The organism is Aeromicrobium erythreum (assembly GCF_001509405.1).
GTDB lineage: Bacteria > Actinomycetota > Actinomycetes > Propionibacteriales > Nocardioidaceae > Aeromicrobium > Aeromicrobium erythreum.
The window spans coordinates 1882242-1906651 of record NZ_CP011502.1; the positions used below are offsets into that span (position 1 = coordinate 1882242).

Here is a 24410-nt window from a genome sequence, read left to right on the forward strand (position 1 = left end):
CCCCATGCGCAAGATCGTCGCTGCCACCGCAGCGGTCGTCCTGTCCGCAGGCCTCGTCTCCGCGTCACCGGCCGTCGCCGGTGGCTCGAAGCCGGAGGTCGACACGACGAGGCTGACGCAGGCCGTCCAGGTCAACGGGGTGCTCCAGCACCTGCGTCAGCTGCAGACCATCGCGAACCGCAACGGCGGCAACCGCGCGTCGGGGCTGCCGGGCTACGAGGCGTCGTCGGACTACGTCGCCAAGACGCTGCGAGCGGCCGGCTACCGGGTCCGCAAGCAGACCTTCACCTTCCCGTTCTTCGCGGAGAACAGCCCGGCGACGCTCGTGCAGCGCACGCCTGAGGAGAAGACGCTCGAGACCGGGGTCTTCACCTACTCCGGCTCCGGCTCGGTCACCGGGCCGGTCGTCCCCACGAAGGACGTCGTCATCCCGGCCTCGCCCACGCCGAGCAGCACGTCGGGCTGCGAGGAGGCCGACTTCGAGCCGGCTCCCACGGAGCCCTCGGTCGCGCTCGTGCAGCGCGGCACCTGCGACTTCGGCCTCAAGGCGTCGAACGCCCAGGCCGCCGGCTACGACGCCGTGATCATCTTCAACGAGGGCAACCCCGACCGCACCGAGCTGGCCACCGGGACGCTCGGCTCGCCGGTCGACCTGCCGGTCGTGGGCCTGTCGTACGACGACGCCGTGGCGCTCGTCGACGACGTCCGCGCGGGTGGCGCCACGGCCACGGTCACGACCGACACGGTCACCGACCTGGAGCGCGAGACGCACAACCTCATCGCCGACTGGCCGCGTCGCACGAAGCACGACGACCAGGTCGTCGTGGTCGGCGCGCACCTCGACTCGGTGCCCGAGGGGCCCGGCATCAACGACAACGGCACCGGCGTCGCCGGCACGCTGGAGATCGCGAAGCAGCTGGCGAAGACCGGCTACACGAAGAAGCTGCAGCGTCCGGTCCGGTTCGCGTTCTGGGGAGCGGAGGAGCTGGGCCTGCTCGGCTCGCAGCACTACGTCGACACGCTGTCGGACGGCGCACGCTCGAAGATCTACGCGAACCTGAACTTCGACATGCTCGGCTCGCCGAACTACGTGCGGCTGGTCTACGACGGGGACGGCTCGTCGTTCGGCACCGCCGGTCCCGCGGGCTCGGCCCAGATCGAGAAGGTCTTCACCGACTACTTCGGCCGCGCCCGGCTCGCGACCGACCCGACCGAGTTCGACGGTCGCTCCGACTACGGCCCGTTCATCCAGTACGGCATCCCGGCCGGCGGCCTGTTCAGCGGTGCCGACGACGTGAAGACCGAGCGTCAGGCGAGCATCTACGGCGGGACGGCGGGCGAGATCCTCGACCCGAACTACCACACGCCGCAGGACGACATCACCCGCGTGAACACCACGGTGCTCGGCCAGCTCACCGACGGCGCGGCCCACGCCGTCGCCACCCTGGGCCTGTCGAAGAAGGGTCTGTACGGCGACGGCGCCCGCACCAAGGTGCGCACCAACGCCACCGCCAAGAAGGCCCCGAAGGTCACGGAGGGCCCCGCAGCCCAGCGCTGACGAGCAGTCCCCACGTTTCGGAACACCATCGCCCATCTGGCCCCGCCGGATGGGCGATGGTGTTCCAGGTCGCGGAGATTCCCAGGTCGACCTGGGAATCTCCACCGCGCACGGGGAACCGACGCGTGCACGGCTTGCTTTCCGTGCACCGGTGAGAATCCCGTGCGGCGACGGCGGGGACGCTGGTCTTCGACGCGCGAACGTCGACGCCGACTGATCGGAGGCGCTCGGCCGATCCTGGACTCTGCGCCCATCCGCCAGCCTGACGACGGCCTAGGCTGAGCGCGTGACCACCGGACGCCTGCTCCTGCTCGACTCCGCGAGCCTGTACTTCCGCGCCTTCTACGGCGTGCCCGACTCGTTCAAGGCGCCGGACGGGACGGTCGTCAACGCGCTGCGTGGTCTGCTCGACTTCGTCTCGACGCTGGTCGACCAGCATCGTCCCGACGCGGTCGTGGCGTGCTGGGACGACGACTGGCGCCCGCAGTGGCGGGTCGACCTGCTGCCGTCGTACAAGACGCACCGCGTCGCGCAGGCCGGCGAGGACGGCCTGGGCGAGGCGAGCAGCGACGGCGCGGGCGGCACCGGCGCGGCCGAGGAGTCGCCCGAGCTGCTCACGCCGCAGGTGCCGCTCATCGCCGAGGCGCTCGGCATCCTCGCGATCCCGGTCGTCGGCCGCGAAGGTGCGGAGGCCGACGACGTCATCGGCAGCCTCGCGCAGGCCTGGGACGGGCCCGTCGACATCGTCACCGGCGACCGCGACCTCTTCCAGCTCGTCGACGACGACGCCGGCGTCAGGGTCCTCTACACGGCCCGTGGGGTGTCCTCGGCCGACGTGGTCGACGCGGCCTGGATCCGCGCCAAGTACGGCGTGGAGCCGCAGCAGTACGCCGACTTCGCGACCATGCGGGGCGACACGTCCGACGGCATCCCGGGCGTCCCGGGGATCGGCGAGAAGACCGCGGCCCTCCTGCTCGATGCCTACGGCGACCTCGACGGCATCCTCACGGCGGCGCACGACCCCGACTCGGCCGTGAAGCCGCGGGTGCGCGCCTCGCTCGTCGAGAACGAGGAGCTCGTCGGGGTGATGCGCCAGGTCGTGCGCGTGCGCGACGACGTGTGCGGCACCGACGTCGTCCGCGCCCTCGCCCCGCTCGCGCCGGAGCAGCGTGACGCGCTGGAGGCGTTCGGCACCACGTGGGGGCTCGGCGGTGTCGTCGAGCGCCTGACGGCCGCGCTCAGCCGCTGAGCGAGGAGTACGACACCACGCCGCGCCGCAGACCGTCGAGGCTCTGGCGGGCGGTGGTCCGCAGCGGGCCGGGCCCGGCCGCGTCGGCCACCTGGGCGACGAGGTCGATGAGCTGCTTCATGGCGCGCACGAAGTCGCCGGCCGCCATGCCCGTGGTCCGCAGGACGTCGTCGAGCGACGCGCCCCCGACCCAGGCCGCCGCCGTCTCCGCGAACCCGAAGTCGGGCGTGCTCAGGAACTTCACCCGGTGCTGGCGCTCGAGCGCCTGCAGGTCGGTGCAGAGCAACGCCATCTCCTCGGAGACGTCGAGCGTCGTGCGGTCGGGGAAGCGCGGCGCCGGCGGGTCGTCCTTGCGGCTCTCGAAGGTGAGCCCCGACAGGACGGCCGCGAGCTGGGCGGGGTCGAGCCCGTCCCACACCCCCCGCCGCAGACACTCGCTGACCAGCAGGTCGAGCTCGCTGTAGAGCCGCTGCAGGCGCCGACCGTCCGGTGTGACGGTGTCCCCGTCGAGGTAGCCGAGCTCGTCGAGCACGTCGCAGACGCGGTCGAACTGACGGGCGACGGTGTTCGTGCGCTGCTCGATGCGTCGGCGCTGCTGCTCGGTGTCGCGCTCGAGCTTCGTGTACCGCTCGGCCCACCGGGCGTGCGCCTCGCGGTCGGGACAGGCGTGGCAGGGGTGCGCCTTGAGCGCGGCACGCAGCTCGGCCACACGCGGGTCGGTGCGCTCGTCGGTGACCCGCTCGGTGGGCCGGTCGGGACGGTAGGGCGTGTCGGTCTGCCAGCGCAGCCCCTCGGCCCGGCTGCGCAGCGAGGACGCGAGGTCGCGGCGGGCCTGCGCGTTGCGGGCGTTGAACGACTTGGGGATCCGCATCCGCGTGATCGGCTCGACGGGCACCGGGAAGTCGACCGGGCCCAGACGACGCGAGTGGCGGCTCGCGGTGAGCACGAGCGGCCGTGGCGCCTCGGCCGCACCGACGACACCCGGGTCGAGGACGACGGCGAGTCCCGCGAACTTGCCACCGGGCACGTTGATGACGTCGCCCGTGCGCAGCCTCGCCATCGACGCGACCGCGTCCTGACGTCGGTCGGCCTTGCGCTGACGTGCCCCCGACGACTCGATCTCGCCCAGCTCGCGCCGCAGCCGTGCGTACTCCAGGAAGTCGCCGAGGTGGCACTGCGCGGCTTCGCGGTACCCCTCGAGCGCGTCGTCGGCCTTGCGGATCTGACGCACCATCCCGACGACGGCACGGTCAGCCTGGAACTGCGCGAACGACTGCTCCAGCAGCTCGCGCGCGGGCCGGCGCCCCATCTGGTCGACGAGGTTGACCGCCATGTTGTACGACGGGCGGAAGGAGGAGTTGAGCGGGTAGGTCCGCGTGGAGGCGAGGCCGGCGACCTGCTTGGGGTCGAGCTGCGGCTGCCACAGCACCACGCCGTGACCCTCCACGTCGATGCCGCGACGCCCCGCGCGGCCGGTGAGCTGGGTGTACTCCCCCGGCGTCACGTTGACGTGCGCCTCGCCGTTCCACTTGGTGAGCCGCTCGATGACGACCGACCGGGCGGGCATGTTGATGCCGAGCGCCAGCGTCTCGGTGGCGAACACGACCTTGACGAGGCCGTCGCTGAACAGCTGCTCGACGACCTCCTTGAACGCGGGCAGCATGCCGGCGTGGTGGGCGGCGACACCGCGACCGAGCCCCTCGCGCAGCTCGTGGAAGCCCAGCACGTGCAGGTCCTCGTCGGGCAGGTGCGCGCACGCCTCGTCGACGCGGTCCTCGATCTCGCGACGCTCGTCGGGGGTGGTCAGCATGACGCGGGCGTCGAGCAGCTGCTGGACGGCCGCGGCGCAGCCCGCTCGGCTGAACACGAACACGATCGCGGGCAGCAGACCCTCGGCCTCGAGCTTCTCGACCACCTCGACGCGGCTCGGCGTGCGGTGCCGGCTCTGCGGGCGCCGGTGGCCCTTCGGCGGCCGCCCGCGACCGCCTCCCTTGCGGGCACGGTCGAGCTGCCAGTCCTGGCGGGCCATGCTCTCGAGCTGACGGTTGACGCGCACCGCCTCGTTCCCGGACCCGGGCGCCGACTCCGCCGCATCGTCCTCGAACAGCGGGAACATCTTGCGGCCCACGAGCACGTGCTGGTGCAGCGGCACGGGCCTGCGCTCCTCGACGATCGTCGTGGTCGACCCGCGCACCTCGCTCAGCCAGTCACCGAACTCCTCGGCGTTGGAGACCGTCGCCGACAGCGAGACGACGCTGACCGACTCGGGCAGGCCGATGATGACCTCCTCCCACACGGCACCGCGGAAGCGGTCGGCGAGGTAGTGCACCTCGTCCATGACCACGTAGCCGAGGCCGTCGAGGGTGCGCGAGCCCGCGTAGAGCATGTTGCGCAGCACCTCGGTCGTCATGACGACGACGGGCGCCTCGCCGTTGACGGTGCTGTCGCCGGTCAGGAGTCCCACCCGGTCGGCACCGTAGCGCTCGACGAGGTCGTGGAACTTCTGGTTGGAGAGTGCCTTGATGGGCGTCGTGTAGAAGCACTTGCGCCCGGTGGCGAGCGCGAGGTGCACGGCGAACTCGCCCACGATCGTCTTGCCCGACCCGGTGGGCGCCGCCACGAGCACGCCGCGGCCCGCCTCGACCTCCTGGCACGCCTCTACCTGGAAGGGGTCGAGCGTGAACCCGTGCAGCCCGCGGAACTCCGCGAGGTGGGGGTGACGTCTCGTGGCCGAGGCCTGGGCGAACTTCTCGGCCGGGCTCGTCATGCCCCCAGCCTACGGACCCTCAGGGCACGAGCACGCGCAACGCGCGCTCGAGCACCGTCACGGTGAGCGGCAGCGGGCCCAGACGCTCGCCGTCGCCGTACGCGACGACGTCGGGACACGCGAGGTGCACGCGACGCACGCGGTGCCGCTCGAACTCCGGCAGGTCGACGTGCGTGCCGCGGTACAGCTGCGGGAACACCCGCACGAGCCTCGCCTTGCTGACCGGTCGGATCACGCACACGTCGAGCAGGCCGTCGTCCATGAGCGCGCCCTCGGCGATGCGCAGTCCGCCGCCGAACGACGGACCGTTCCCGACGGCCACCAGCATCGCCTCGGTGTCGAGGCGCGTGCCGTCGAGGTCGAGGGTGAACGCCAGCGGCTGGAACGTCCGCAGCTCGGCGAGGATCGCGAGGTTGTAGCGCTGGTTCCCGCGCGGCCACCTCATGGCGTTGGCGCGCTCGTTGACCTTCGAGTCGAACCCCGACGCCACCACGGTGACGACGTGACCCCGGTCGGTGCTCGCGAGGTCGACGACACGGGTGCGTCCGCGGAGCACGACGTCGAGCGCCGCGTCCGGGTCGCCGACGGGCAGGCCCAGCGCGCGGGCGGTGTCGTTGCCCGTCCCTGCGGGCAGCAGGCCGACCGTGACGTCGCGCTCCGCCACGGCCGGCAGCACGTCGTGCAGCAGCCCGTCGCCGCCGACGACGAGCACCAGCTCGGTGCCCGCCGCGACGTCGCGCGCGACCGCCTCCCGCGCCTGGGCCCCGTCGCTGCTGTGGATCCGGGCCACCTGGTGCCCCGCGCCGGTGAGTCGCGCCGCGGCGGCTGCGGCGATCCGCTCGCCCTGGCGGCGGCCGGAGACCGGGTTCACCACCAACGTCACGAGCATGGCGGACAGCCTAGGGGGTCCCCCGTCCGTCGTTCAGTCGTCGACCGACGACGGACCCTCGAGCTCGGACGGCCCGTCCAGCGGCGACGCGTCGTCGTCCGCCGTCTCGTCGACCCGCTCGCGTCCACGCTTGCGGTCGGTGAGCTTCGCGATCACCTCGGAGATGAGGTAGAGGATCGTCATCGGCACCGCGAGGAACAGCATGGTCAGCGGGTCCGTCGTGGGCGTGGCAATGGCGGCGAACACGAAGATGCCGATGATCGTCCACGGCCGGGCCGACGCGAGCTGCTTCGCCGAGACCAGTCCGAGCCGGTTGAGCAGCACGACGACCAGCGGGATCTCGGCCGCGACGCCGAACACCAGCATCATCTTGACGATGAAGTCGAAGTACTCGGCGCCGGTGACGAGCGAGCCGAAGCCGTCGGGCACGAACCCGATGAGGATCTCCATCGCCTTCGGCAGCACCACGTAGGCCAGCGCCGCGCCGCCGATGAACAGCGGCGCGCCGGTACCGGCGAGCAGCAGCGCCCAGCGCTTCTCGTGGCGGTGCAGGGCGGGCAGCACGAACGCCCAGATCTGCCACAGCCAGAACGGGCTCGACGCGAGCAGCCCGAACACCAGCGAGATCTTGAGCTGGTACTGGAACGCGCCGCCGACGCCGGTGATGATCAGCTGCGTGTCGATGCCCTCGCGCTCGAGCAGCGGACGCATCTCGTTGTACGGGTGCGTGAGGAAGTTCAGGATCGGGGCGTAGAAGACCAGCCCGAGGATCGTGAACACGGCGATCGCGAGGACCGCGCGCGTGAGTCGGGAGCGGAGCTCCCGCAGGTGCTCCACGAGGGGCATGGTGCCGCCCGCGGCCCCGGACGGCGCGCCGCTCAGCGACGCCAAGACTTACGCCTGCTCGGACGTGCCGTCGCGGCGCAGCTGCTCGGAGCGGGTGGTTGCCTCGGTCCGCGCGCCGGAGTCGTCGACGACCTCGCCGTCGAGGTCGTGGGACGGCTTCTCGTCGTCCTTGAGCTCCTTGACCTCGGACTTGAAGATGCGGAGCGCGCGTCCGGAGCCACGGGCGAGCTCAGGGAGCTTGCGGCCTCCGAACAGCAGCAGGACCACGCCGAGGATGAGAAGGATCTCCGTGGGGCCGATCTGCCTGAACATGGTGTCTCTTTCGTCGGGTGCGGTCTCATCCATCGTACGCCGCAAGTGCTGAACGGGCGGTGTCCAGCACCTGTACGCGCAGTGCGTCCGGCTCGACGACGTGCACGGTGCCGCCGTTGCGCAGCACGAGCCGACGCAGCCACGCCTCGTCGCCACCGTACAGGCGCACGCGACGTCGGCCGGCGACGTCGCCCAGCTCCTCGACGGTGTAGTACTCGGTGAGCCAGTGCGCGGCGGGGTCGAGGTCGAGGACGGCCGAGGGGGTCTGCTCACCCACCTCGAAGAGGTCGTCGCCCAGGTCGCGCGACGTCGCGTCGTGCCGCTGGGCGCGACGACCGGTGTCGTCGGCGCGGACGACACGGTCGAGGCGGAAGAAGCGCACGTCGTCGGCGCGCAGGCAGTACGCCTCGAGGTAGGTGTGGCCCTGGCGCGTGAAGAGCCGCTGCGGGTCGACCTGGCGCGTCGTGACGTCGTCGCGGGAGTCGGTCGCGTAGTCGATCTCGAGACGGTGCCCGTCGGCGAGCGCCGCGGCCACGGTGTCGCGCACGGCAGGGTCGACGTCGGCGACGTGCACGTCGACCGCCTCGACGGCACCCTCGGCGGCCACCGCCGTCTCGAGCTTCGCGAGCGCCGCGTCGACGATGGGCAGCTGCGAACCCGACGCCGACGCCCGCAGGGTGCGCAGGGCAGCCACGAGCGCCACGCCCTCGTCGGCCGTGAGCCGCAGGGGCCGGCTGAGGAACTCGGCGTCGCGGATGTGGATGACGTCGTCGACCTCCAGCGCGGCGAGGTCGACGTCGATCAGCTCACCGGCGTACTCCCCCACGCCCGTGAACATGAGCAGGCGGAGGTCGTCGCGGATCTGCTTGGGCGTCACCCCGAACTCGCGGGCCACCTCGCGCACGGGCACGCCGTCGTTGCCCTGCAGGTACGGCACGAGCGCCAGCATCCGCACGACCTGCTGCGCGGAGCGGTTCGCGGGCCGCGTCACGCGCCCACCCCCGGGCTCGGCAGTCCGGTGTCCGCCAGCACCGCGCGCAGCCGGGCGACGACCTGGTCGCGCAGGTCGGGCGGGTCGAGCACGACGACGTCGGGCCCGTACGACGCGATCTCGGCCGCGAGGTCCCACCCCGTGGAGAACGGGACCACGAGGACGTCGCGGCCGTCGGGGCCGGCCTCGACGTGCGTGGCGGTGCGTCGCAGTGCGTTCGCGCGGCGCTCGGCCACGCTCAGCCGGGCGACGCGGTCGGACGGGCGCGGGAAGAGTGCGGTGGCGGCCGCCGAGACGACCTCCTCCGGCGGGCGGCGGAACGCTCCCGGCTCGCCGTCCAGCTCGAGGTCGCCCACCACGCGCGAGAGGCGGAACATGCGCGGTGCGTCGCGGTCGACGTCGTGGCCGACCAGGTACCAGCGACCGCGCCACGAGAGGATCCGCCACGGCTCGACGTGCCGCTGCGACGGCTCGTCGGCGCCGGGGCGACGGTAGGCGAAGCGCACGGGGACGCTGCGGGCCGCCGCGTCGAGCGCGACCTCGAAGGCCGGCTCGTGGGCCGACAGCTTCGGCTCGGCCATGCGGAGCACGTCGGTGTCGACGTCGACGCCGGCGGCCTTGAGCTTCACGAGCGCCGAGGTGGAGCTCGAGGCGAGCCCGGCGTGCTCCCACACCTGCGCGGCGAGGCCCAGCACCGCAGCCTCCTCGCGGGTCAGGTCGAGGTCGGGCAGCTCTGCGGTGTCGCGGCGGATGCGGTAGCCGGGCTCGTCGTCGAAGTACTTGTCGTTGGTGCCGGTCTCCACGGCGATGCCCAGCTCGCGCAGCTCTTCCTTGTCGCGCTCGAACTTGCGCTCGAACGCGACCTGGTTGGACTCGCGGTAGTCGGCGATCGCCTGGCGGATCTGGTCCTTCGACAGGTACTGACGGGTGACGAGGAGGGTGAAGATGAGGTTCATCAACCTCTCGGTCTTGCGGTCGGCCACGCCCCCAGCATGTCAGACGGTCAGGACGCGTCCAGGATGTCGATCGCGAAGGCCAGGGTGTCGCCCGCCTTGATGTCGCTGCCGGCCGGCGGCTTGTCGCCGTAGGCGCTGTCGGCGGGGCAGACCAGCACGACGCGGCTGCCGATGGTCTGGCCCGGGAGCTCGTCCTTCCAGCAGGCGATGACCTGGTCGAGCGAGAACGACGCCGGCGCACCGCGGCCCCAGCTGCTGTCGAAGACCTTGCCGTCGGGGTAGACCTGGCCGACGTACTGCGCGGTGATCTCCGCGCCCTTCTTGACCTTCTCGCCGTCGCCCTTGATCGCGACGTACGCGGCGGCGCGCTTCGGGTCCTTCGTGACGTCTTTGCCGTCCTTGAAGCCGCTCGGCTGGCCGTCCTTCAGCACGATCGACGGCACGCTGCTCGGCAGCTTCTCGGCCGTGCCCTTGGCCTCGGTGCCGACCTTGCCGACGATGTCGAACAGGAAGACCATCGTGTCGTCCTTCTTCACGCCGAGGGTCTGCTCGGCCTGCGTCTGGGCCTGGCCGTCCTTGAAGCCGTCCTTCGGCGGGATCGCCACGAGCACGCGGCTGCCGACCTTCTGGCCGGTGAGTCCCTTGACGAAGCCCGCCAGCACGCTCTCGGTCGACAGCTTCGTGGTGAGCGGGCGCTCGGCCTTGAAGGAGTTGTCGAACTGCTTGCCGGTGCGCCCGTTGACCGCGACGTAGTTCAGCTTCACGGTGTCGCCGTCCTTCACCTCGGCGCCGCTGCCCTCCTTGACGACACGCGTCTCGGTGGCCGACGCGGTGAAGTCGTCGGGGACCGTGACGGAGGGGCTCTTGGCCGAGCTGACCTTCACGTCGTCGAGTCCGTCGGACCCGGCACCGCAGCCGGCGAGCACGAGCGCGAGGACGGAGGTCAGGGCGAGGGCGAGATGGCGACGCACGGAATCACTTTCGTCGAGGTGATGGCCTCCGTCACGCTATCGGCACCGACCAAGAGCAGCCTGAACGACCGCCCAGAACACGCTGCGGACGTCGGGCGACGCCCGTGCTCACATGCCGTCGATGAGTCTCTGGACCCGGTCGTCGGCGGCGCGGAACGGGTCCTTGCAGAGCACGGTGCGCTGCGCCTGGTCGTTGAGCTTGAGGTGCACCCAGTCGACCGTGAAGTCGCGGCGACGCTCCTGCGCACGCTTGATGAAGTCGCCGCGCAGCTTCGCGCGCGTGGTCTGCGGCGGGACCGACTTGGCGGCGAAGACGTCGCGGTCGTTCGTCACCCGGGCGACGGCGCCCCGGTTCTGCAGCAGGTAGAAGATGCCGCGGTCGCGGCGGATGTCGTGGTACGCGAGGTCGAGCTGCGCGATGCGCGGGTCGGCCCAGCTGAGACCGTGCGCGGTGCGGTAGCGGTCGAGCATGCGGAACTTGATGACCCAGTCGATCTCGCGCTCCACGAGCGTGAGGTCCTCGGACTCCACGGCCTTGAGCGTCCGCTCCCAGAGGTCCATCGTCCGGTCGATCGTCGGGGTGTGCAGACCGTGCCGGTCGACGAACTCCGCCGCCTTCGCGAAGTACTCGGCCTGGATCTCCAACGCCGACAGCTCGCGGCCGTTGGCCAGCTGGACCGTGCGACGCCCGGTCATGTCGTGGGAGATCTCGCGGATCGCGCGGATCGGGTTCTCGAGGGTCATGTCGCGCATGACCACGCCGGCCTCGATCATCCGCAGCACGAGGTCGGTCGTGGCGACCTTGAGCAGCGTCGTGGTCTCGCTCATGTTCGAGTCGCCGACGATGACGTGCAGGCGCCGGAACCGCTCGGCGTCGGCGTGCGGCTCGTCGCGCGTGTTGATGATGGGCCGCGAGCGGGTCGTGGCGCTCGAGACGCCCTCCCAGATGTGCTCCGCACGCTGGCTGACCGAGAAGATCGTGCCGCGCGGCGTCTGCTGCACCTTGCCCGCGCCGCAGATGATCTGCCGCGAGACGAGGAACGGGATCAGCACGTCGGCGATCCGGTTGAACTCCCCGCCTCGACCGACCAGGTAGTTCTCGTGGCACCCGTAGGAGTTGCCGGCGGAGTCGGTGTTGTTCTTAAACAGGTAGATGTCGCCGTCGACGCCGTCGTCGGCGAGGCGCTGCTGGGCGTCGATCATCAGGCCCTCGAGGATCCGCTCCCCCGCGCGGTCGTGGGTGACGAGGTCGACGAGGTCGTCGCACTCGGGCGTGGCGTACTCGGGGTGGCTGCCGACGTCGAGGTACAGCCGCGCGCCGTTGCGCAGGAACACGTTGCTGCTGCGTCCCCACGACACGACCCGTCGGAAGAGGTAGCGCGCGACCTCGTCGGGCGACAGACGGCGCTGTCCCTTGAACGAGCAGGTGACGCCGTACTCGTTCTCGATCCCGAAGATCCGCCGGTCCATGTCGTCAGCGTAGTCCTGAGTACCAGCCGATGGGGTTCGAAGCGCCGCGGACGCGAGGCAGCCGTAGGGTCGTCGCCATGGAGCACAGGACTCTCGGAAGGACCGGCCGCGACGTGTCGGTCGTCGGTCTCGGCACGTGGCAGCTCGGAGCGGACTGGGGCGACGTGAGCAGCGATGACGCCGCCGCCGTCCTGGAGGCGGCCGTGGAGTCCGGCGTGACCTTCCTCGACACCGCCGACGTGTACGGCGACGGTCGCAGCGAGCAGGCGATCGCCGCGTTCCGGCGCGCGCACCCCGACCTGGATCTCACGGTGGCCACGAAGATGGGCCGCCGCCTGGACCAGGTGCCGGAGAACTACGTGATCGAGAACTTCCGGGCGTGGACGGAGCGCTCCCGCCGCAACCTCGACGTCGACACGCTCGACCTCGTGCAGCTGCACTGCCCCCCGACGGCCGTCGTCGAGGACGACGAGGTCTACGACGCGCTCGACACGCTGGTCGACGAGGGCGTGCTCGCCGCGTACGGCGTCAGCGTCGAGACGTGCGACCAGGCCCTCGCGGCGATCGCCCGCCCGAACGTCGCGTCGATCCAGATCATCCTCAACGCGTTCCGGCTCAAGCCGCTCGACGCGGTGCTCCCCGCTGCCCGCGAGGCCGGCGTCGGCATCATCGCGCGCGTCCCGCTCGCGAGCGGTCTGCTGAGCGGCCGCTACACGCGCGACACGACGTTCGCGTCCGACGACCACCGGACCTACAACCGCCACGGCGAGGCGTTCGACGTGGGCGAGACGTTCTCCGGCGTCGACTTCGAGGTCGGCGTGCAGGCCGCGCAGGAGTTCGCCGCGCTGCTGCCCGACGACGTGACCCCGGCGCAGGCCGCCCTCGCCTGGGTCGTCGCGCAGGACGGCGTGAGCACCGTCATCCCCGGCGCCCGGAACCCCGAGCAGGCACGGGGCAACGCGTCGGCCGCCGACGTCACCCTCGACGCCTCCGTGCTGGAGGGCGTGCAGCGGATCTACGACGAGCACCTGCGCGAGGCGGTCCACCCCCGCTGGTGAGCACCAGCGGGGGTGGACGGTCTGGTCGGCTCAGAGCCCGGGCAGCGGCGCCGGCAGCACCGGTGCGGGTGCCCGTCGAGTGGTCGGCTCGTCGGTGAACGGCGCACGGTCCTGCTCGCAGGTCGAGCGATCGCGTGGCGCCTCCCCGTCGACGAGGTACCGGGCGATCGCAGCGTCGGCGCACGTGCTCACCGCGAGGGTCGTGTGGCCGTAGCCCTCGACCGTCAGCACGCGAGCGTCGTCGAACTTCTCGGCGAACGGCCGGGTGTTCGCGTACGGGGTCGCCGGGTCGAAGCGCGTACCGATCACGAGCACGGTGGCGTCGGTCGTCTGCGTCCACGGTCCGGTGAAGGCGTCGCGATCGCGCAGGCCGATCTGCGGGCACTGGACACCGACCCAGCTGCGGAAGCGTCCGAACCGAGGCGCGACCCGGTCCTCGCGGTCGGCGAGCGCGGGGTACGCGGCGGGCGGGAGAACCGAGCGGGAGTCGACGCAGAGCTGGGCGAGCGAGCTGCCGAGTGAGGTGTACCGCTCCTGCGTGGGGGCCAGCTGACGCTGCAGGGTCGTCGGCGCCTCGCCACCGCCCTCCGCGAGCAGCACCAGGAAGTCCGAGAGGCCAGAGAACGCGCTCGGCGAGTAGAGCTGGAGGAAGATCGAGGAGATGGCCAGCGGGAAGGTGAACTCGACCGGCGTGCCCTGGACGTCGATCGTCACGGGTCGCGTCCGTAGCCGCTCGAGCACCTCGTCGACGACCTCTGCGGGATCACCCAGCGCGTTCAACGAGCAACGCTCCCCGGCGAGGCGGCACTGCTCCAGGAACTCGTCGAACACCTCCTCCGCCGCCGGACCTTGCGCGAGGCGAGCGCCGACGGAGCGCGGGTCGCGGTTCGCGCCGGAGTAGGCCTCGACGTCGACCGTGCCGTCGAGCACCATCGAGCCGACCCGGTCGGGGAACAACCGAGCGTACGTCGCGCCGAGGTAGGTACCGTAGGAGTAGCCCTGGTAGGCGAGGGTGTCGTCGCCGACGGCGCGCCGCAACAGCTCGAGGTCACGGGCCACGTTCGCGGTCGACGCGTGACGGATGACGTCACCGGCCTCCGCACGGCAGGCGCGCGAGATCCGTGCCGTCTGGCGCACGAAGGCGCGCTCCTCGGACCGCGTGACCGGGAAGGCCGGAAGGCCCTCGAGCGCGGCCGCCTCCGCGTCCGCGTCGTCGAAGCAGCGCGCGGGATCGGAGAGGCCGACCCCGCGCGGGTCGAACCCGACGAGGTCGTAGTGCTCGCGCACCTCGGGGGTGACGAGGACGTCGAAGACCTGCTGCAGGGTCGAGACCCCCTCACCGCCGGGGCCTCCGAAGTTGAGGAAGAGGCTCCCCTTGCGCGACGACGGCCGGCTCGCCGGAAGACGGGTGAGCGCAACGGTCGTCGTGGCGCCACGGGGGCGGTCGTAGTCGGTCGGCACCTGCACGCTCGCGCACTCGAAGCCAGCGGGCGCACCTTCGTCGCACGCCTGCCAGTCGATGGTGGGCGTGGCGATGCGATCGAGGCGTTGCTGCTCGTCGAAGGCGCGTGCCTGGGCCGTGGTGGTGGTCGCGGTCAGCAGCCCGGCGGCCAGTACGGCCGCCGTGACGGACGACAGGAGTCGTCGCATGGTTCCCCCCGAAGGATCGATGACGTGACGTCACCGACGCTAGGCGTGGGGGGTCGTCCCGCGCATCGGCCGCGAGGCCGAGTCGTCGTCGGCCGTGCGACGGAGGCGCTCAGGTCGACAGCGCGGACGCGACGGTCGCGTCGGGCAGTCGCTTGAACTTCCGGGGCTGGCTTCGGGTGCGGTCGAGCACGGCCACCTCGAGGTCGGCCGCCGTGATGTCGCGGGCGGGCGTGCTGTCCTGGCCGAGCGCGGCGGCCGCGAGCCGCAGCGCCTCCTCCAGCCCGAGACCCTCGGTGTAGTGCTCGGTGAGGTGCGCGTCGACCTGCTCGCTCTGTCCGCCCATCACGCCGTGGCCACGGACGTCGGCGACCGAGCCGTCATAGGTGAGGCGGTACACCTGGTCGTGGGCGGCGTCGTCGCCCACCTCGGCCACGAAGATCTCCACCTCGTACGGCTTCTCGCCGCCGGAGGAGAAGATCGTGCCGAGCGTCTGCGCGTACGCGTTGGCCAGCCCGCGACCGGTGACGTCGCGCCGGTCGTAGGCGTAGCCGCGCATGTCGGCGAGCCGGACGCCCGCGATGCGCAGGTTCTCGAACTCGTTGTAGCGACCGACCGCCGCGAAGCCGATGCGGTCGTAGATCTCGCTGATCTTGTGCAGCGCCTGCGAGGGGTTCTCGGCGACGAGCAGGATGCCGTCGGCGTACTGGACCACGACGACGCTGCGGCCACGGGCGATGCCCTTGCGCGCGAAGTCGGCCCGGTCCTTCATGAGCTGCTCGGGCGAGACGTAGAACGGTGCGGTCATGCGGGGACTCCTCAGGTGAGGGGGGCCGAGGGGCCGTCGGGACGGGTCATGCGGCCGCCGATCACGGCGTCGGCGACGGCGGCGGTCTGCGCCTCGTCCCACGCCCGGTAGCCGTCGGCGGTGATGACGCTGACCAGCGGGAAGATGCGCCGCGTGAGGTCCGGGCCGCCGGTGGCGGTGTCGTCGTCGGCCGCGTCGTAGAGCGCCTGGATGACGGCGGTGACCGCCGAGCGCTCGTCCATGCCCTCGGCGTACAGCTTCTTGAGCGAGCCGCGCGCGAACGTCGAGCCGGAGCCGACGGAGTGGAACGTGCGCTCCTCGTTCTTGTTGCCGGTGACGTCGAAGGCGAAGATGCGCCCGCACTGCTGGTCGAGGTCGTAGGCGGCGAACAGCGGCACGACGGCGAGGCCCTGCATGGCCATGCCGAGGTTGCCGCGGATGAGGGTGGCGAGCCGGTTGGCCTTGCCGTCGGTCGACAGCGTCGCACCCTCGATCTTCTCGTAGTGCTCGAGCTCGACCTGGAAGAGCCGGGTCATCTCGATCGCGATGCCGGCCGTGCCGGCGATGCCGACGCACGAGTACTCATCGGTCGGGAAGACCTTCTGGATGTCGCGCTGCGCGATGACGTTGCCCATCGTCGCCCGGCGGTCGCCGGCCATGACGACTCCGTCGGCGAACGTGGCGGCCACGATGGTGGTGCCGTGCGCGACGCCGGCGAGCTCACCGGTGGCGGCCCCTGCCGCGCCCGGCATCATCTCCGGCGCCTGCGAGGCGAGCAGGTCGGCGAACGACGACCCGCCCACCGAGCGGTACCCGTCGGGCAGCATCGCTGGGCCGTTCACTGGCCGCCCTTCTGCACGAAGCTGCGGACGAACTCCTCGGCGTTCTCCTCGAGGACGTCGTCGATGTCGCCCAGGATCGCGTCGACGTCGTCGTCGAGCTTCTCCTTGCGCTCGGTGTCCTGGGGCGCGGTGGTCTCGGCGGTCTCCGCCTGCTCGTCGTCGGACCTGCGGGGCGTCCTGTGCTGCTGCTCGGCCATGGGTTCACCCTAGCCCCCTGGGGCCCACGCGCCGCTCGGGTTTCCTCGTGGTGCGGGTGCGTCGTGCGCTGGGCGTGGGCCTTGCCGGTGCGCTGCCTGCGGTGGTCGTGTGGTTGCCGGTGCGCTGCCTGCGGTGGTCGTGACCTTGCTGGTGCGCTGCCTCGGCTGGCGCTGGGGCGGCCTCCGAAAGGGCCTCGGCCGGCAGCGGGCCTGGACGCGGTTCCGGGTCTCGGGGTCTGGCCTAGGCCCGCCCTCGACGCAAGATTCTTCGTTCCTGCGTTCTTGACCCACCGATCGGCGTTCGCGCGTCCTATCGGTGGATCTGCAACCGCAGGAGCCGTTCTGCGGTTGAAGATCCACCGATAGCGGGCTGCCGGCGCAGATGTCTCTGCGTTCGCGACGGGATCCCGTGACAAACGCAGAATCCTTGGACCCCGACGCGGGAACGCAGAATCTTGCGTCAACCCCATGCCCAACCCGCAGCCCGAGACCCCAGACCAGCCCTGGTGCCAGCCGCCCGGTCGAGGCCCTTTCGGAGACCAGACACAGCGATCGCCGAGGCAGCGCAGCAGCACGACGAGACCCCCTGCGGCAGCGCACCAGGAAGCACGGGCCCCTGCGGCAGCGCACCAGCAAGGTCACGACCACCGCAGGCAGCGCACCAGCAAGGTCACGACCACCGCACCAGCAAGGTCAGACCTCCCGCAGCGCACACGTCGAAGGGTCAGCGCCCCGTGATGGTGCGGAAGAAGGCCGTCGCGTCGACGCTGTCCTCGAACAGCGCGCCGACGTGCTCGGCGGTCCCGCGCAGCGGCTCCATGGTGGGGATGCGCTGCAGCGACTCGTAGCCGGGCAGGTCGAGGATGACGGAGTCCCAGGAGGCGGCGGCGACCTCGGAGGCGAAGGTGCTGAGGCAGCGGCCGCGGAAGTAGGCGCGCGTGTCGTGCGGGGGCTCGCCGATGGCGCGGAGCACCTCGGCGTCGTCGACGATCCGCTCGATGCGGCCGGAGTGGACGAGGCGGTGGTAGATCCCGCGCTCGGGTCGCACGTCGTGGTACTGCAGGTCGACGAGGTGCAGCTTCGCGTGGTCCCAGTCGAGCCCGTCGCGGTCGCGGTAGGACTCGAGCAGCGACAGCTTCGCGACCCAGTCGAGCTCGCGCACGCACTCCATCGGGTCGCGGCCGAGCCGGGTCAGCACGCTGTCCCAACGGGCGAGGACGTCGTCGGTCTGCTCGTCGGACCCCTCGCGGGCGACGAACGCGCGCGCCTGCTCGAGGTAGTGCCACTGCAGGTCCAGGCCGGTCATCGTGCTGCCGTCCTGCAGCTCGACGAGCGCGGTGAGGGTCGGGTCGTGCGAGATGGTGTGCAGCGCGACCACGGGCTGGGCGAGCGCCGGCGCGGGCGACAGGAACCCGGCCTCCAGCATCGCCAGCACGAGCGACGTGGTGCCGTGCTTGAGGTAGATGGACGTCTCCGCGAGGTTCGCGTCGCCGACGATGACGTGCAGCCGGCGGTACTTCTTCGGGTCGGCGTGCGGCTCGTCGCGGGTGTTGATGATCGGCCGCTTCAGCGTGGTCTCGAGCCCGACGCCGACCTCCATGTAGTCGGCGCGCTGCGACAGCTGGAAGGCGTGGACGCTGCCGTCCTGCTCCTGCCCGACCCGTCCCGCGCCACAGACGACGGGGCGGGACACGAAGAAGGGCGTCAGCTGCGCGACGATCGCGTCGAACGGGACGGCCCGGTCGACGAGGTAGTTCTCGTGCGACCCGTACGACGCGCCCTTGTTGTCGATGTTGTTCTTGTAGAGCACGATCGAGCCAGCGCCCGGCACCTGCGCGGCGAGCTCGGCGCCTCGACGCATGACCTGCTCGCCGGCCTTCTCCCAGACGACGACGTCACGGGGCGAGGTGACCTCCGGCGAGGAGTACTCGGGGTGCGCGTGGTCGACGTAGAGCCGGGCGCCGTTGGTGAGGATGATGTTGGCGAGCCCGAGGTCCTCGTCGGTGAGCTGCGTCGGGTCGGCGCGGTCGCGGCTGAGGTCGAAGCCGCGCGCGTCGCGCAGCGGGCTCTCCTCCTCGAAGTCCCACCGGGCGCGACGCGTCAGGCCGTGCGCGGCGGCGTAGCTGTTCACCACGTGCGTCGACGCGACCATGGGGTTCGCGCTGGGCTGCCCCTGCACCGCGATCCCGTACTCGACCTCGCTGCCCTGGACCCGACGCACCGTCATGGGCCCAGCGTAGGGGTGTCGTCCTCGTGGCGTCGGCCGCCCGCATCCTGACGGACCGGGTGCCGGAGCGTCACGCCGACTTCGCCGCGAGGTCACCTGGGCGTGGCCCGACGGACGTCGGCGGCCCCGACGCTCGACGCATGAGGATCGTGATCGTCGCAGAGTCCTTCCTCCCCCAGACCAACGGTGTCGTGCACTCGGTGCTGAGGGTCCTCGACCACCTCGCGTCGCGAGGCGACGAGGTGCTGGTGGTCGTCCCCGACGCCGCCGGCGAGGTGCCGGCAGAGGTGGCCGGCGCCCGCGTCGTAACCATGCCGGCCTGGGCCTTCCCCGGCTACCCGGACGTGCGGGTCGCCACGGGTCGGGTCTCCCCCGTCACCGCGATCCTGCGCGACTTCGACCCCGACGTCGTGCACCTGGCGTCTCCGTTCGCGCTCGGCTGGCGTGCCGCCCTCGCCGCGAACGCGCTCGACATCCCCGTCGTCGCCGTCTACCAGACCGACGTGCCGACGTACGCGGGCCGCTACGGCATCCGCGGCGTCGAGAACCTGCTGTGGAAGCGGGTCCGTGACGTGCACGGGCGCGCCGACCTCAATCTCGTCCCGTCCACGGCCACCCTCGACACGCTCCAGGCGCAGGGCGTCGAGCGCCTGGTCCTGTGGCGGCGCGGTGTCGACACGGAGCGCTTCTCCCCCGCCCGCCGTGACGACGCCTGGCGCCGCGCCGTGGCACCCGGCGGCGAGCGGCTCGTCGGGTACGTCGGCAGGCTCGCGCCGGAGAAGCAGGCGCAGGACCTCGCGGCCCTCGCCGGCGTCCCGGGCACCCGCCTCGTGGTCGTGGGCGACGGACCGGAGCGGGCGCGGCTCGAGCGCCTGCTGCCCGGTGCCCTCTTCACCGGCATGCTGCACGGCACCGAGCTCGCGACCGCGATGGCGAGCCTCGACGTCCTGGTGAGCACGAGCGAGACGGAGACGTTCTGCCAGGTCGTCCAGGAGGGGCTCGCGAGCGGCGTGCCCGTCGTGGCGGCCGGGGTGGGCGGGCCGGTCGACCTCGTCGACCACAGCCGCACGGGCTGGCTGTACCCCGCGGGCGACATGGGCGCGATGGCCGGCTTCGTGCGCGACCTGACCGGCGACGACGCCAAGCGGGCGGCGTTCGGCCGTGCCGCGCGCCGGGCCGTCGACGGACGCGGCTGGCAGGCCGTGTGCTCCCAGCTCGTCGGCCACTACGCCACGGCGATCGAGCGGCACGCGGGCGTCGGCCCCCAGGACATCGGGCTCCTGCACTGGACCACGCGCCGCATGGTCAAGGGTTGAGCAGCAGCGCGACCGGGGCGGGGCCGCGGGCCCCCGCTCACTCCTCCCCGGCGATGCTCTTCGCGAGGTGCACGCTGTCGTCGTAGTCGGCGTAGAACCCGAACGCCGGCTCGTCGGCGTAGCCGCTGGAGGTGTACAGGGCGATGGCCTCCGGCTGCTGGTCGCCCGTCTCGAGCACGAGGCGCCGGACACCGGCCTCCGCGGCGGTGCGCTCGAGCTCCGCGAGCACGAGCCGCGCGAGACCGCGCCGTCGGTGCGTCTCGCGGACGAACATCCGCTTGATCTCGGCGTCGGACGCACCCTGCGGCCCACCGCGTCGCCACCCGCCCATGGCCGCGGGCCGGCCGTCGACGTCGAGCACGACGAACAGGCCGGCCGGCGGCACGAACTGCTCCGCGTCGATGGGCGAGACGTCGCCCTCTCCCCCGTAGCGACGGCCGTACTCGGCCTGCACCTCCGCGGTCATCGCGACGACGTCGGGGTCGTCGTAGCGCGCGACGCGCAGGTGCGGCCGCCCCGAGGGGACGGCCGCACCCGACGCGCTCGCGGTGAGGTCGCCGCTCAGAGGTACTGCCCCGTGTTCGCGACCGTGTCGATCGACCGACCGGGCTCGTTGCCACCCTTGCCCGTGATGAGCGTGCGGATGAAGACGATCCGCTCGCCCTTCTTGCCCGAGATCCGGGCCCAGTCGTCCGGGTTGGTCGTGTTCGGGAGGTCCTCGTTCTCCTTGAACTCATCGAGGCACGCCTGCAGCATGTGCTGGACCCGCAGACCCTTCTGCCCGGTCTCGAGCAGGTCCTTGATCGCCATCTTCTTGGCGCGGTCGACGATGTTCTGGATCATCGCGCCGGAGTTGAAGTCCTTGAAGTACAGGACCTCCTTGTCGCCGTTGGCGTACGTGACCTCGAGGAACTGGTTGTCCTCGGACTCGGTGTACATGGCCTCGACGGTGCGCTGGATCATGCCCTGCGTCGTCGCGGCACGGTCGCCGCCCCACTCGGCGAGGTCGTCGGGGTGCAGCGGCAGCGTCGGCGTCAGGTACTTGCTGAAGATGTCGCGCGCCGACTCCGCGTCGGGGCGCTCGATCTTGATCTTCACGTCGAGACGACCGGGACGCAGAATGGCCGGGTCGATCATGTCCTCACGGTTGGAGGCACCGATCACCAGGACGTTCTCGAGGCCCTCGACGCCGTCGATCTCGCTCAGCAGCTGCGGCACGATCGTGTTCTCGACGTCGGAGGAGACGCCCGACCCGCGCGTGCGGAACAGGGAGTCCATCTCGTCGAAGAACACGATGACCGGCGTGCCCTCGCTGGCCTTCTCGCGAGCCCGCTGGAACACGAGACGGATGTGCCGCTCGGTCTCGCCGACGTACTTGTTGAGCAGCTCGGGGCCCTTGATGTTGAGGAAGTACGAGCGTCCCTCCTCGCCGGTGCGCTCGGAGACCTTCTTGGCCAGGCTCGCCGCGACCGCCTTGGCGATCATCGTCTTGCCGCACCCTGGCGGACCGTAGAGCAGGACGCCCTTCGGCGGCTTGAGCTCGTGCTCGACGAACACGTCGGGGTGCAGGTAGGGCAGCTCGACGGCGTCCTTGATGGAGTCGATCTGTCCACGGAGGCCACCGATCGACTCGTAGTCGACGTCGGGCACCTCCTCCAGGACGAGCTCCTCGACCTCGCTCTTCGGGATGCGCTCGTAGACCCAGCCGGCGCGGCTGTCGAGCAGCAGCGAGTCACCGGCACGCAGCTTCAGCCCGACGAGGGAGTCGGCCAGCTTGACGACCTTCTCGTCGTCGGTGTTGCCCAGCACGAGGGCGCGCTCGCCGTCGGCCAGGATCTCCTTGAGCATGACCACCTCGCCGGTGGTCTCGAACTCCAGCGCGGCCACGACGTTCATCGCCTCGTTGAGGATGACCTCCTGGCCGCGGCGCAGCTCGTCGCGGTCGACGGCCGGGCTGACGGTGACCCGCAGCTTGCGGCCGCCGGTGAACACGTCGACCGTGTCGTCGTCGTTGCGCTGCAGGAACGTGCCGAAGCCCGTCGGCGGCTGCGCCAGGCGGTCGACCTCCTCCTTGAGCGCGACGATCTGGTCGCGCGCGTCCCGCAGCGTGGTGCTCAGCCGCTCGTTCTGCGACGTGGTGGAGGCCAGTCGGGCCTCGAGATCGGAGAGCCGGGAGTCGAGTGACCCCTCCGAGCCCAGGCGTCGCCTGAGGTGCTCGACCTCGGCGCGCAGATATGCCAGCTCGTGGTCGGCGCCACGGGGGTTCTCGTTCACGATCGCCACCTCCTGCTCGTCGAGTTCGACCCTAACGGAGATCAGGTTGCACGAAAGGTCGTCTCGGCGCGCGTCGGATGACGATCGTGTTGCGGGGTGTCCTCCGCCCACGGCCCGGAACCCCCGCCAGGCCGTCCTCCGCCCACGGCCCGGAACCCCCGCCAGGCCCTGCTCCCCCGGGCGGGTCAGAGCTCGGTGCCGGCCGGCCGGGGCCCGGTGTAGTCGGGGCCGTAGGCGCCCGGCGCGGGTCGGCGGGTCTTCTCCAGGGCCGGGTGCCCCGGCGCCATGCGTCGCGCGGTGACGAGGAACGCCGTGTGGCCGACCATCTTGTGGTCAGGACGCACGGCGAGGCCCTCGAGGTGCCACGAGCGCTGCATGGTCTCCCACGCGTGCGGCTCGGTGAACCCGCCCTCGGCGCGCAGCGTCTCGACGAAGCGCGACAGCTGGGTCGTCGTGGCGACGTAGGCGCAGACGATGCCGCCGGGCACCAGCCGCTCCGCCGCCAGCGGGACGCACGACCACGGGTCGACCATGTCGAGGACGAGCCGGTCGATCTCCGACTCCGCCATGACCTCGCGCACGTCGCCGACGGTGAGCGTCCACTCCGGGTGGTCGGTGCCGACGAGCTGCTCGACGTTCCTGCGGGCCGTCTCGGCGAACTCCTCGCGGATCTCGTAGGACCCCAGGTGGCCGTCCGGGCCGACCGCGCGCAGTAGGTAGGCGGTCAGGCTGCCCGAGCCCGCGCCGGCCTCGACGACCCGCGCGCCGGGGTAGATGTCGGCCATCGTGACGATGTGCGCCGCGTCCTTGGGGTAGATGATCGCCGCGCCGCGCGGCATCGAGACCACGTACTCCGACAGCAGCGGCCGGAACACCTGGTACTGCCCCTCGAGCGTGGAGGTGACGATGATGCCCTCGGGCTCGCCGATGATGTCGTCGTGGCGGAGCTGGCCCTTCTTGGTGGAGAACTCCCGCCCGGCCTCGAGCCGGATGTTGTGCTTGCGACCCTTGGCGTCGGAGAGCCGGACCCACTCGCCCTCGACGAACGGTCCGCTGCGCATCCAGGTGGTCATGATTCCCTTCGGTAGGCGGCGTCGACGTCCGACGCCAGGAGGACGCCCACCGGCCGCTCCTCGTCGTCGACGAGCAGGTACACCTCGGCCGGGCGCGCGGTCATCGCGCGCAGCAGGGCGGTGCCCTGCGTCCGGACGCTGAGGCGGGGCCAGTGGGGCGAGACGTCGTCGGTGAGCGGACGGCCGAGCTCGTCGGCGCGCAGTCCGTTCATGCGGGTGCCGCGGTCGGCACCGCGCAGCGCGCCGGTGGCACCCACCCAGAGGAACGAGGCGACGAACGCGACGAGGACGACGTCGAGCCACCAACGGGCGCTCCACGTCTCGCCCTGCGCGGCGCGCCAGAGGACAAAGGCACTGATGCCGACGGCCGCGATCCGCCCGATCCACGCAGTCACGACGACGCCGAGGCGCTCGGACCGCGTGGCCATCCAGATCAGCGCGCGCAGCACGCGGCCGCCGTCGAGCGGGAGGCCGGGCAGCATGTTGAAGGCCGCGACGAGCAGGTTCACCCACCCGATGGACCACCAGAGGTCGCGCGCGACGCCGTCGCTGCCGTCGGCGAGCGCGTGCGCCAGGAGCCCGATGCCGAGCGAGGCCAGGGGTCCGACGATCGACGTCAGCAGCTCCTGAAAGGGCGTGCGGCTCTCCCCCTCGATCGCCGTCTCCCCGCCGAGCAGGTGCAACGTGACCGACGGGACCCGCATGCCGAACGCGCGCGCGACGCCCAGGTGAGCGAGCTCGTGCACGAGCACCGACACGTAGAGCGCCAGGACGAAGCTCGCGGCCAGCAGGTAGGCGCTCGTCCGGGCCTCGGCCTGGAAGCGCGGCGCGAACAGCACCACGAGGACGACACCCATCACCAGGAGCGAGGGCCGAGCCACCAGGTCGGCACCGCCCAGCCGGCCGAAGCGGATCGTGCCACGCGGCGGCGGGTTCGACGGGACGCTCACGCCACCCAA

Annotated in this window: 21 protein-coding genes; 4 read left to right on the forward strand and 17 right to left on the reverse strand. The window is 71.5% G+C overall.

Annotated features, from left to right (window positions below; translation table 11 throughout):
• Nucleotides 1–4: 4 nt before the first annotated feature.
• Both Aeryth_RS08890 and Aeryth_RS08895 read left to right on the forward strand, forming a co-directional pair.
• Nucleotides 5–1558: a M20/M25/M40 family metallo-hydrolase gene (locus tag Aeryth_RS08890; protein WP_067857433.1), complete on the forward strand. Its 1554-nt coding sequence runs from the start codon at nucleotides 5–7 to the stop codon at nucleotides 1556–1558.
• Between the two features lie 286 nt (nucleotides 1559–1844).
• Nucleotides 1845–2807, forward strand: a complete 963-nt coding sequence (locus Aeryth_RS08895; RefSeq protein ID WP_067857435.1) for a 5'-3' exonuclease — start codon at nucleotides 1845–1847, stop codon at nucleotides 2805–2807.
• Here Aeryth_RS08895 and Aeryth_RS08900 read toward each other — a convergent pair.
• From Aeryth_RS08900 to pafA, 8 genes are all read right to left on the reverse strand, one after another.
• Nucleotides 2797–5574 (reverse strand): DEAD/DEAH box helicase, encoded by a 2778-nt coding sequence (locus Aeryth_RS08900; RefSeq protein WP_067857439.1) that lies wholly within the window; start codon nucleotides 5572–5574, stop codon nucleotides 2797–2799. The two genes, Aeryth_RS08895 and Aeryth_RS08900, sit on opposite strands and share 11 nt — an antisense overlap.
• Before the next feature lie 19 nt (nucleotides 5575–5593).
• Nucleotides 5594–6463, reverse strand: coding sequence for a YegS/Rv2252/BmrU family lipid kinase (locus Aeryth_RS08905; protein WP_067857443.1), 870 nt, complete (start codon nucleotides 6461–6463; stop codon nucleotides 5594–5596).
• A 33-nt stretch (nucleotides 6464–6496) separates the two neighbouring features.
• A complete protein-coding gene (gene tatC / locus Aeryth_RS08910; RefSeq protein WP_236749699.1) occupies nucleotides 6497–7354 on the reverse strand; it encodes a twin-arginine translocase subunit TatC in 858 nt (285 codons plus the stop codon).
• Nucleotides 7355–7357: 3 nt separating this feature from the next.
• Entirely contained in the window at nucleotides 7358–7621 is a 264-nt protein-coding gene (gene tatA / locus Aeryth_RS18510) for a twin-arginine translocase TatA/TatE family subunit (protein ID WP_083516367.1), read from the reverse strand.
• Nucleotides 7622–7646: 25 nt separating this feature from the next.
• Nucleotides 7647–8612 carry a helix-turn-helix transcriptional regulator gene (locus Aeryth_RS08920; protein WP_067857447.1) on the reverse strand — a complete coding sequence of 322 codons (966 nt, stop codon included), beginning with the start codon at nucleotides 8610–8612 and terminating at the stop codon, nucleotides 7647–7649.
• Nucleotides 8609–9595 carry a helix-turn-helix transcriptional regulator gene (locus Aeryth_RS08925; RefSeq protein ID WP_067857450.1) on the reverse strand — a complete coding sequence of 329 codons (987 nt, stop codon included), beginning with the start codon at nucleotides 9593–9595 and terminating at the stop codon, nucleotides 8609–8611. Before Aeryth_RS08925 ends, Aeryth_RS08920 begins: the two co-directional genes overlap by 4 nt.
• 20 nt (nucleotides 9596–9615) lie before the next feature.
• Complete coding sequence (locus tag Aeryth_RS08930) at nucleotides 9616–10539, reverse strand: FKBP-type peptidyl-prolyl cis-trans isomerase (protein ID WP_067857452.1); 924 nt, start codon at nucleotides 10537–10539, stop codon at nucleotides 9616–9618.
• A 108-nt stretch (nucleotides 10540–10647) separates the two neighbouring features.
• Nucleotides 10648–12009 carry a Pup--protein ligase gene (gene pafA / locus Aeryth_RS08935; RefSeq protein WP_067857454.1) on the reverse strand — a complete coding sequence of 454 codons (1362 nt, stop codon included), beginning with the start codon at nucleotides 12007–12009 and terminating at the stop codon, nucleotides 10648–10650.
• A 77-nt stretch (nucleotides 12010–12086) separates the two neighbouring features.
• Here pafA and Aeryth_RS08940 point away from each other — a divergent pair, with 77 nt between their 5' ends.
• Nucleotides 12087–13067 carry an aldo/keto reductase gene (locus Aeryth_RS08940; protein ID WP_067857457.1) on the forward strand — a complete coding sequence of 327 codons (981 nt, stop codon included), beginning with the start codon at nucleotides 12087–12089 and terminating at the stop codon, nucleotides 13065–13067.
• Between the two features lie 30 nt (nucleotides 13068–13097).
• On the opposite strand, the gene Aeryth_RS08945 is transcribed toward Aeryth_RS08940, so the two are convergent.
• The 5 genes from Aeryth_RS08945 to dop form a co-directional block, all read right to left on the reverse strand.
• Nucleotides 13098–14717, reverse strand: a complete 1620-nt coding sequence (locus tag Aeryth_RS08945; protein WP_067857460.1) for an alpha/beta hydrolase — start codon at nucleotides 14715–14717, stop codon at nucleotides 13098–13100.
• A 109-nt stretch (nucleotides 14718–14826) separates the two neighbouring features.
• On the reverse strand, nucleotides 14827–15522 hold the full coding sequence (gene prcA, locus Aeryth_RS08950) for a proteasome subunit alpha (protein WP_067857463.1): 696 nt from the start codon (nucleotides 15520–15522) through the stop codon (nucleotides 14827–14829).
• Nucleotides 15523–15533: 11 nt separating this feature from the next.
• Nucleotides 15534–16349 (reverse strand): proteasome subunit beta, encoded by an 816-nt coding sequence (gene prcB / locus Aeryth_RS08955; protein WP_067861533.1) that lies wholly within the window; start codon nucleotides 16347–16349, stop codon nucleotides 15534–15536.
• 11 nt (nucleotides 16350–16360) lie between these two features.
• The gene (locus tag Aeryth_RS08960) at nucleotides 16361–16561 is read right to left on the reverse strand and encodes a ubiquitin-like protein Pup (RefSeq protein ID WP_067857466.1); all 201 of its coding nucleotides are present in this window, start codon (nucleotides 16559–16561) and stop codon (nucleotides 16361–16363) included.
• Nucleotides 16562–17285: 724 nt separating this feature from the next.
• On the reverse strand, nucleotides 17286–18788 hold the full coding sequence (gene dop / locus Aeryth_RS08965; RefSeq protein ID WP_067857469.1) for a depupylase/deamidase Dop: 1503 nt from the start codon (nucleotides 18786–18788) through the stop codon (nucleotides 17286–17288).
• Between the two features lie 140 nt (nucleotides 18789–18928).
• Between dop and Aeryth_RS08970 the strand changes: the two genes are divergently transcribed.
• Nucleotides 18929–20104 (forward strand): glycosyltransferase family 4 protein, encoded by a 1176-nt coding sequence (locus Aeryth_RS08970; RefSeq protein ID WP_067861535.1) that lies wholly within the window; start codon nucleotides 18929–18931, stop codon nucleotides 20102–20104.
• 37 nt (nucleotides 20105–20141) lie between these two features.
• Here the strand turns inward: Aeryth_RS08970 and Aeryth_RS08975 are convergent, their stop codons facing one another.
• From Aeryth_RS08975 to Aeryth_RS08990, 4 genes are all read right to left on the reverse strand, one after another.
• Nucleotides 20142–20570 carry a GNAT family N-acetyltransferase gene (locus Aeryth_RS08975; protein ID WP_067857472.1) on the reverse strand — a complete coding sequence of 143 codons (429 nt, stop codon included), beginning with the start codon at nucleotides 20568–20570 and terminating at the stop codon, nucleotides 20142–20144.
• 95 nt (nucleotides 20571–20665) lie between these two features.
• Nucleotides 20666–22378, reverse strand: a complete 1713-nt coding sequence (gene arc, locus Aeryth_RS08980; protein ID WP_236749700.1) for a proteasome ATPase — start codon at nucleotides 22376–22378, stop codon at nucleotides 20666–20668.
• Between the two features lie 185 nt (nucleotides 22379–22563).
• The gene (locus Aeryth_RS08985) at nucleotides 22564–23451 is read right to left on the reverse strand and encodes a tRNA (adenine-N1)-methyltransferase (RefSeq protein ID WP_067857478.1); all 888 of its coding nucleotides are present in this window, start codon (nucleotides 23449–23451) and stop codon (nucleotides 22564–22566) included.
• Entirely contained in the window at nucleotides 23448–24401 is a 954-nt protein-coding gene (locus Aeryth_RS08990; protein ID WP_067857481.1) for a site-2 protease family protein, read from the reverse strand. Before Aeryth_RS08990 ends, Aeryth_RS08985 begins: the two co-directional genes overlap by 4 nt.
• Nucleotides 24402–24410 lie beyond the last annotated feature (9 nt).

What these genes read in the sequence shown, in the direction of transcription:
- Aeryth_RS08890 (WP_067857433.1), top strand. Translation starts at nt 5, where the DNA reads ATGCGCAAGATCGTCGCTGCCACCGCAGCGGTCGTCCTGTCCGCAGGC.
- Aeryth_RS08900 (WP_067857439.1), bottom strand. Translation starts at nt 5,574, where the DNA reads ATGACGAGCCCGGCCGAGAAGTTCGCCCAGGCCTCGGCCACGAGACGT.
- Aeryth_RS08905 (WP_067857443.1), bottom strand. Translation starts at nt 6,463, where the DNA reads ATGCTCGTGACGTTGGTGGTGAACCCGGTCTCCGGCCGCCGCCAGGGC.
- tatA (WP_083516367.1), bottom strand. Translation starts at nt 7,621, where the DNA reads ATGTTCAGGCAGATCGGCCCCACGGAGATCCTTCTCATCCTCGGCGTG.
- pafA (WP_067857454.1), bottom strand. Translation starts at nt 12,009, where the DNA reads ATGGACCGGCGGATCTTCGGGATCGAGAACGAGTACGGCGTCACCTGC.
- Aeryth_RS08940 (WP_067857457.1), top strand. Translation starts at nt 12,087, where the DNA reads ATGGAGCACAGGACTCTCGGAAGGACCGGCCGCGACGTGTCGGTCGTC.
- Aeryth_RS08945 (WP_067857460.1), bottom strand. Translation starts at nt 14,717, where the DNA reads ATGCGACGACTCCTGTCGTCCGTCACGGCGGCCGTACTGGCCGCCGGG.
- prcA (WP_067857463.1), bottom strand. Translation starts at nt 15,522, where the DNA reads ATGACCGCACCGTTCTACGTCTCGCCCGAGCAGCTCATGAAGGACCGG.
- prcB (WP_067861533.1), bottom strand. Translation starts at nt 16,349, where the DNA reads ATGCTGCCCGACGGGTACCGCTCGGTGGGCGGGTCGTCGTTCGCCGAC.
- Aeryth_RS08960 (WP_067857466.1), bottom strand. Translation starts at nt 16,561, where the DNA reads ATGGCCGAGCAGCAGCACAGGACGCCCCGCAGGTCCGACGACGAGCAG.
- dop (WP_067857469.1), bottom strand. Translation starts at nt 18,788, where the DNA reads ATGACGGTGCGTCGGGTCCAGGGCAGCGAGGTCGAGTACGGGATCGCG.
- Aeryth_RS08970 (WP_067861535.1), top strand. Translation starts at nt 18,929, where the DNA reads ATGAGGATCGTGATCGTCGCAGAGTCCTTCCTCCCCCAGACCAACGGT.
- Aeryth_RS08975 (WP_067857472.1), bottom strand. Translation starts at nt 20,570, where the DNA reads ATGACCGCGGAGGTGCAGGCCGAGTACGGCCGTCGCTACGGGGGAGAG.
- Aeryth_RS08985 (WP_067857478.1), bottom strand. Translation starts at nt 23,451, where the DNA reads ATGACCACCTGGATGCGCAGCGGACCGTTCGTCGAGGGCGAGTGGGTC.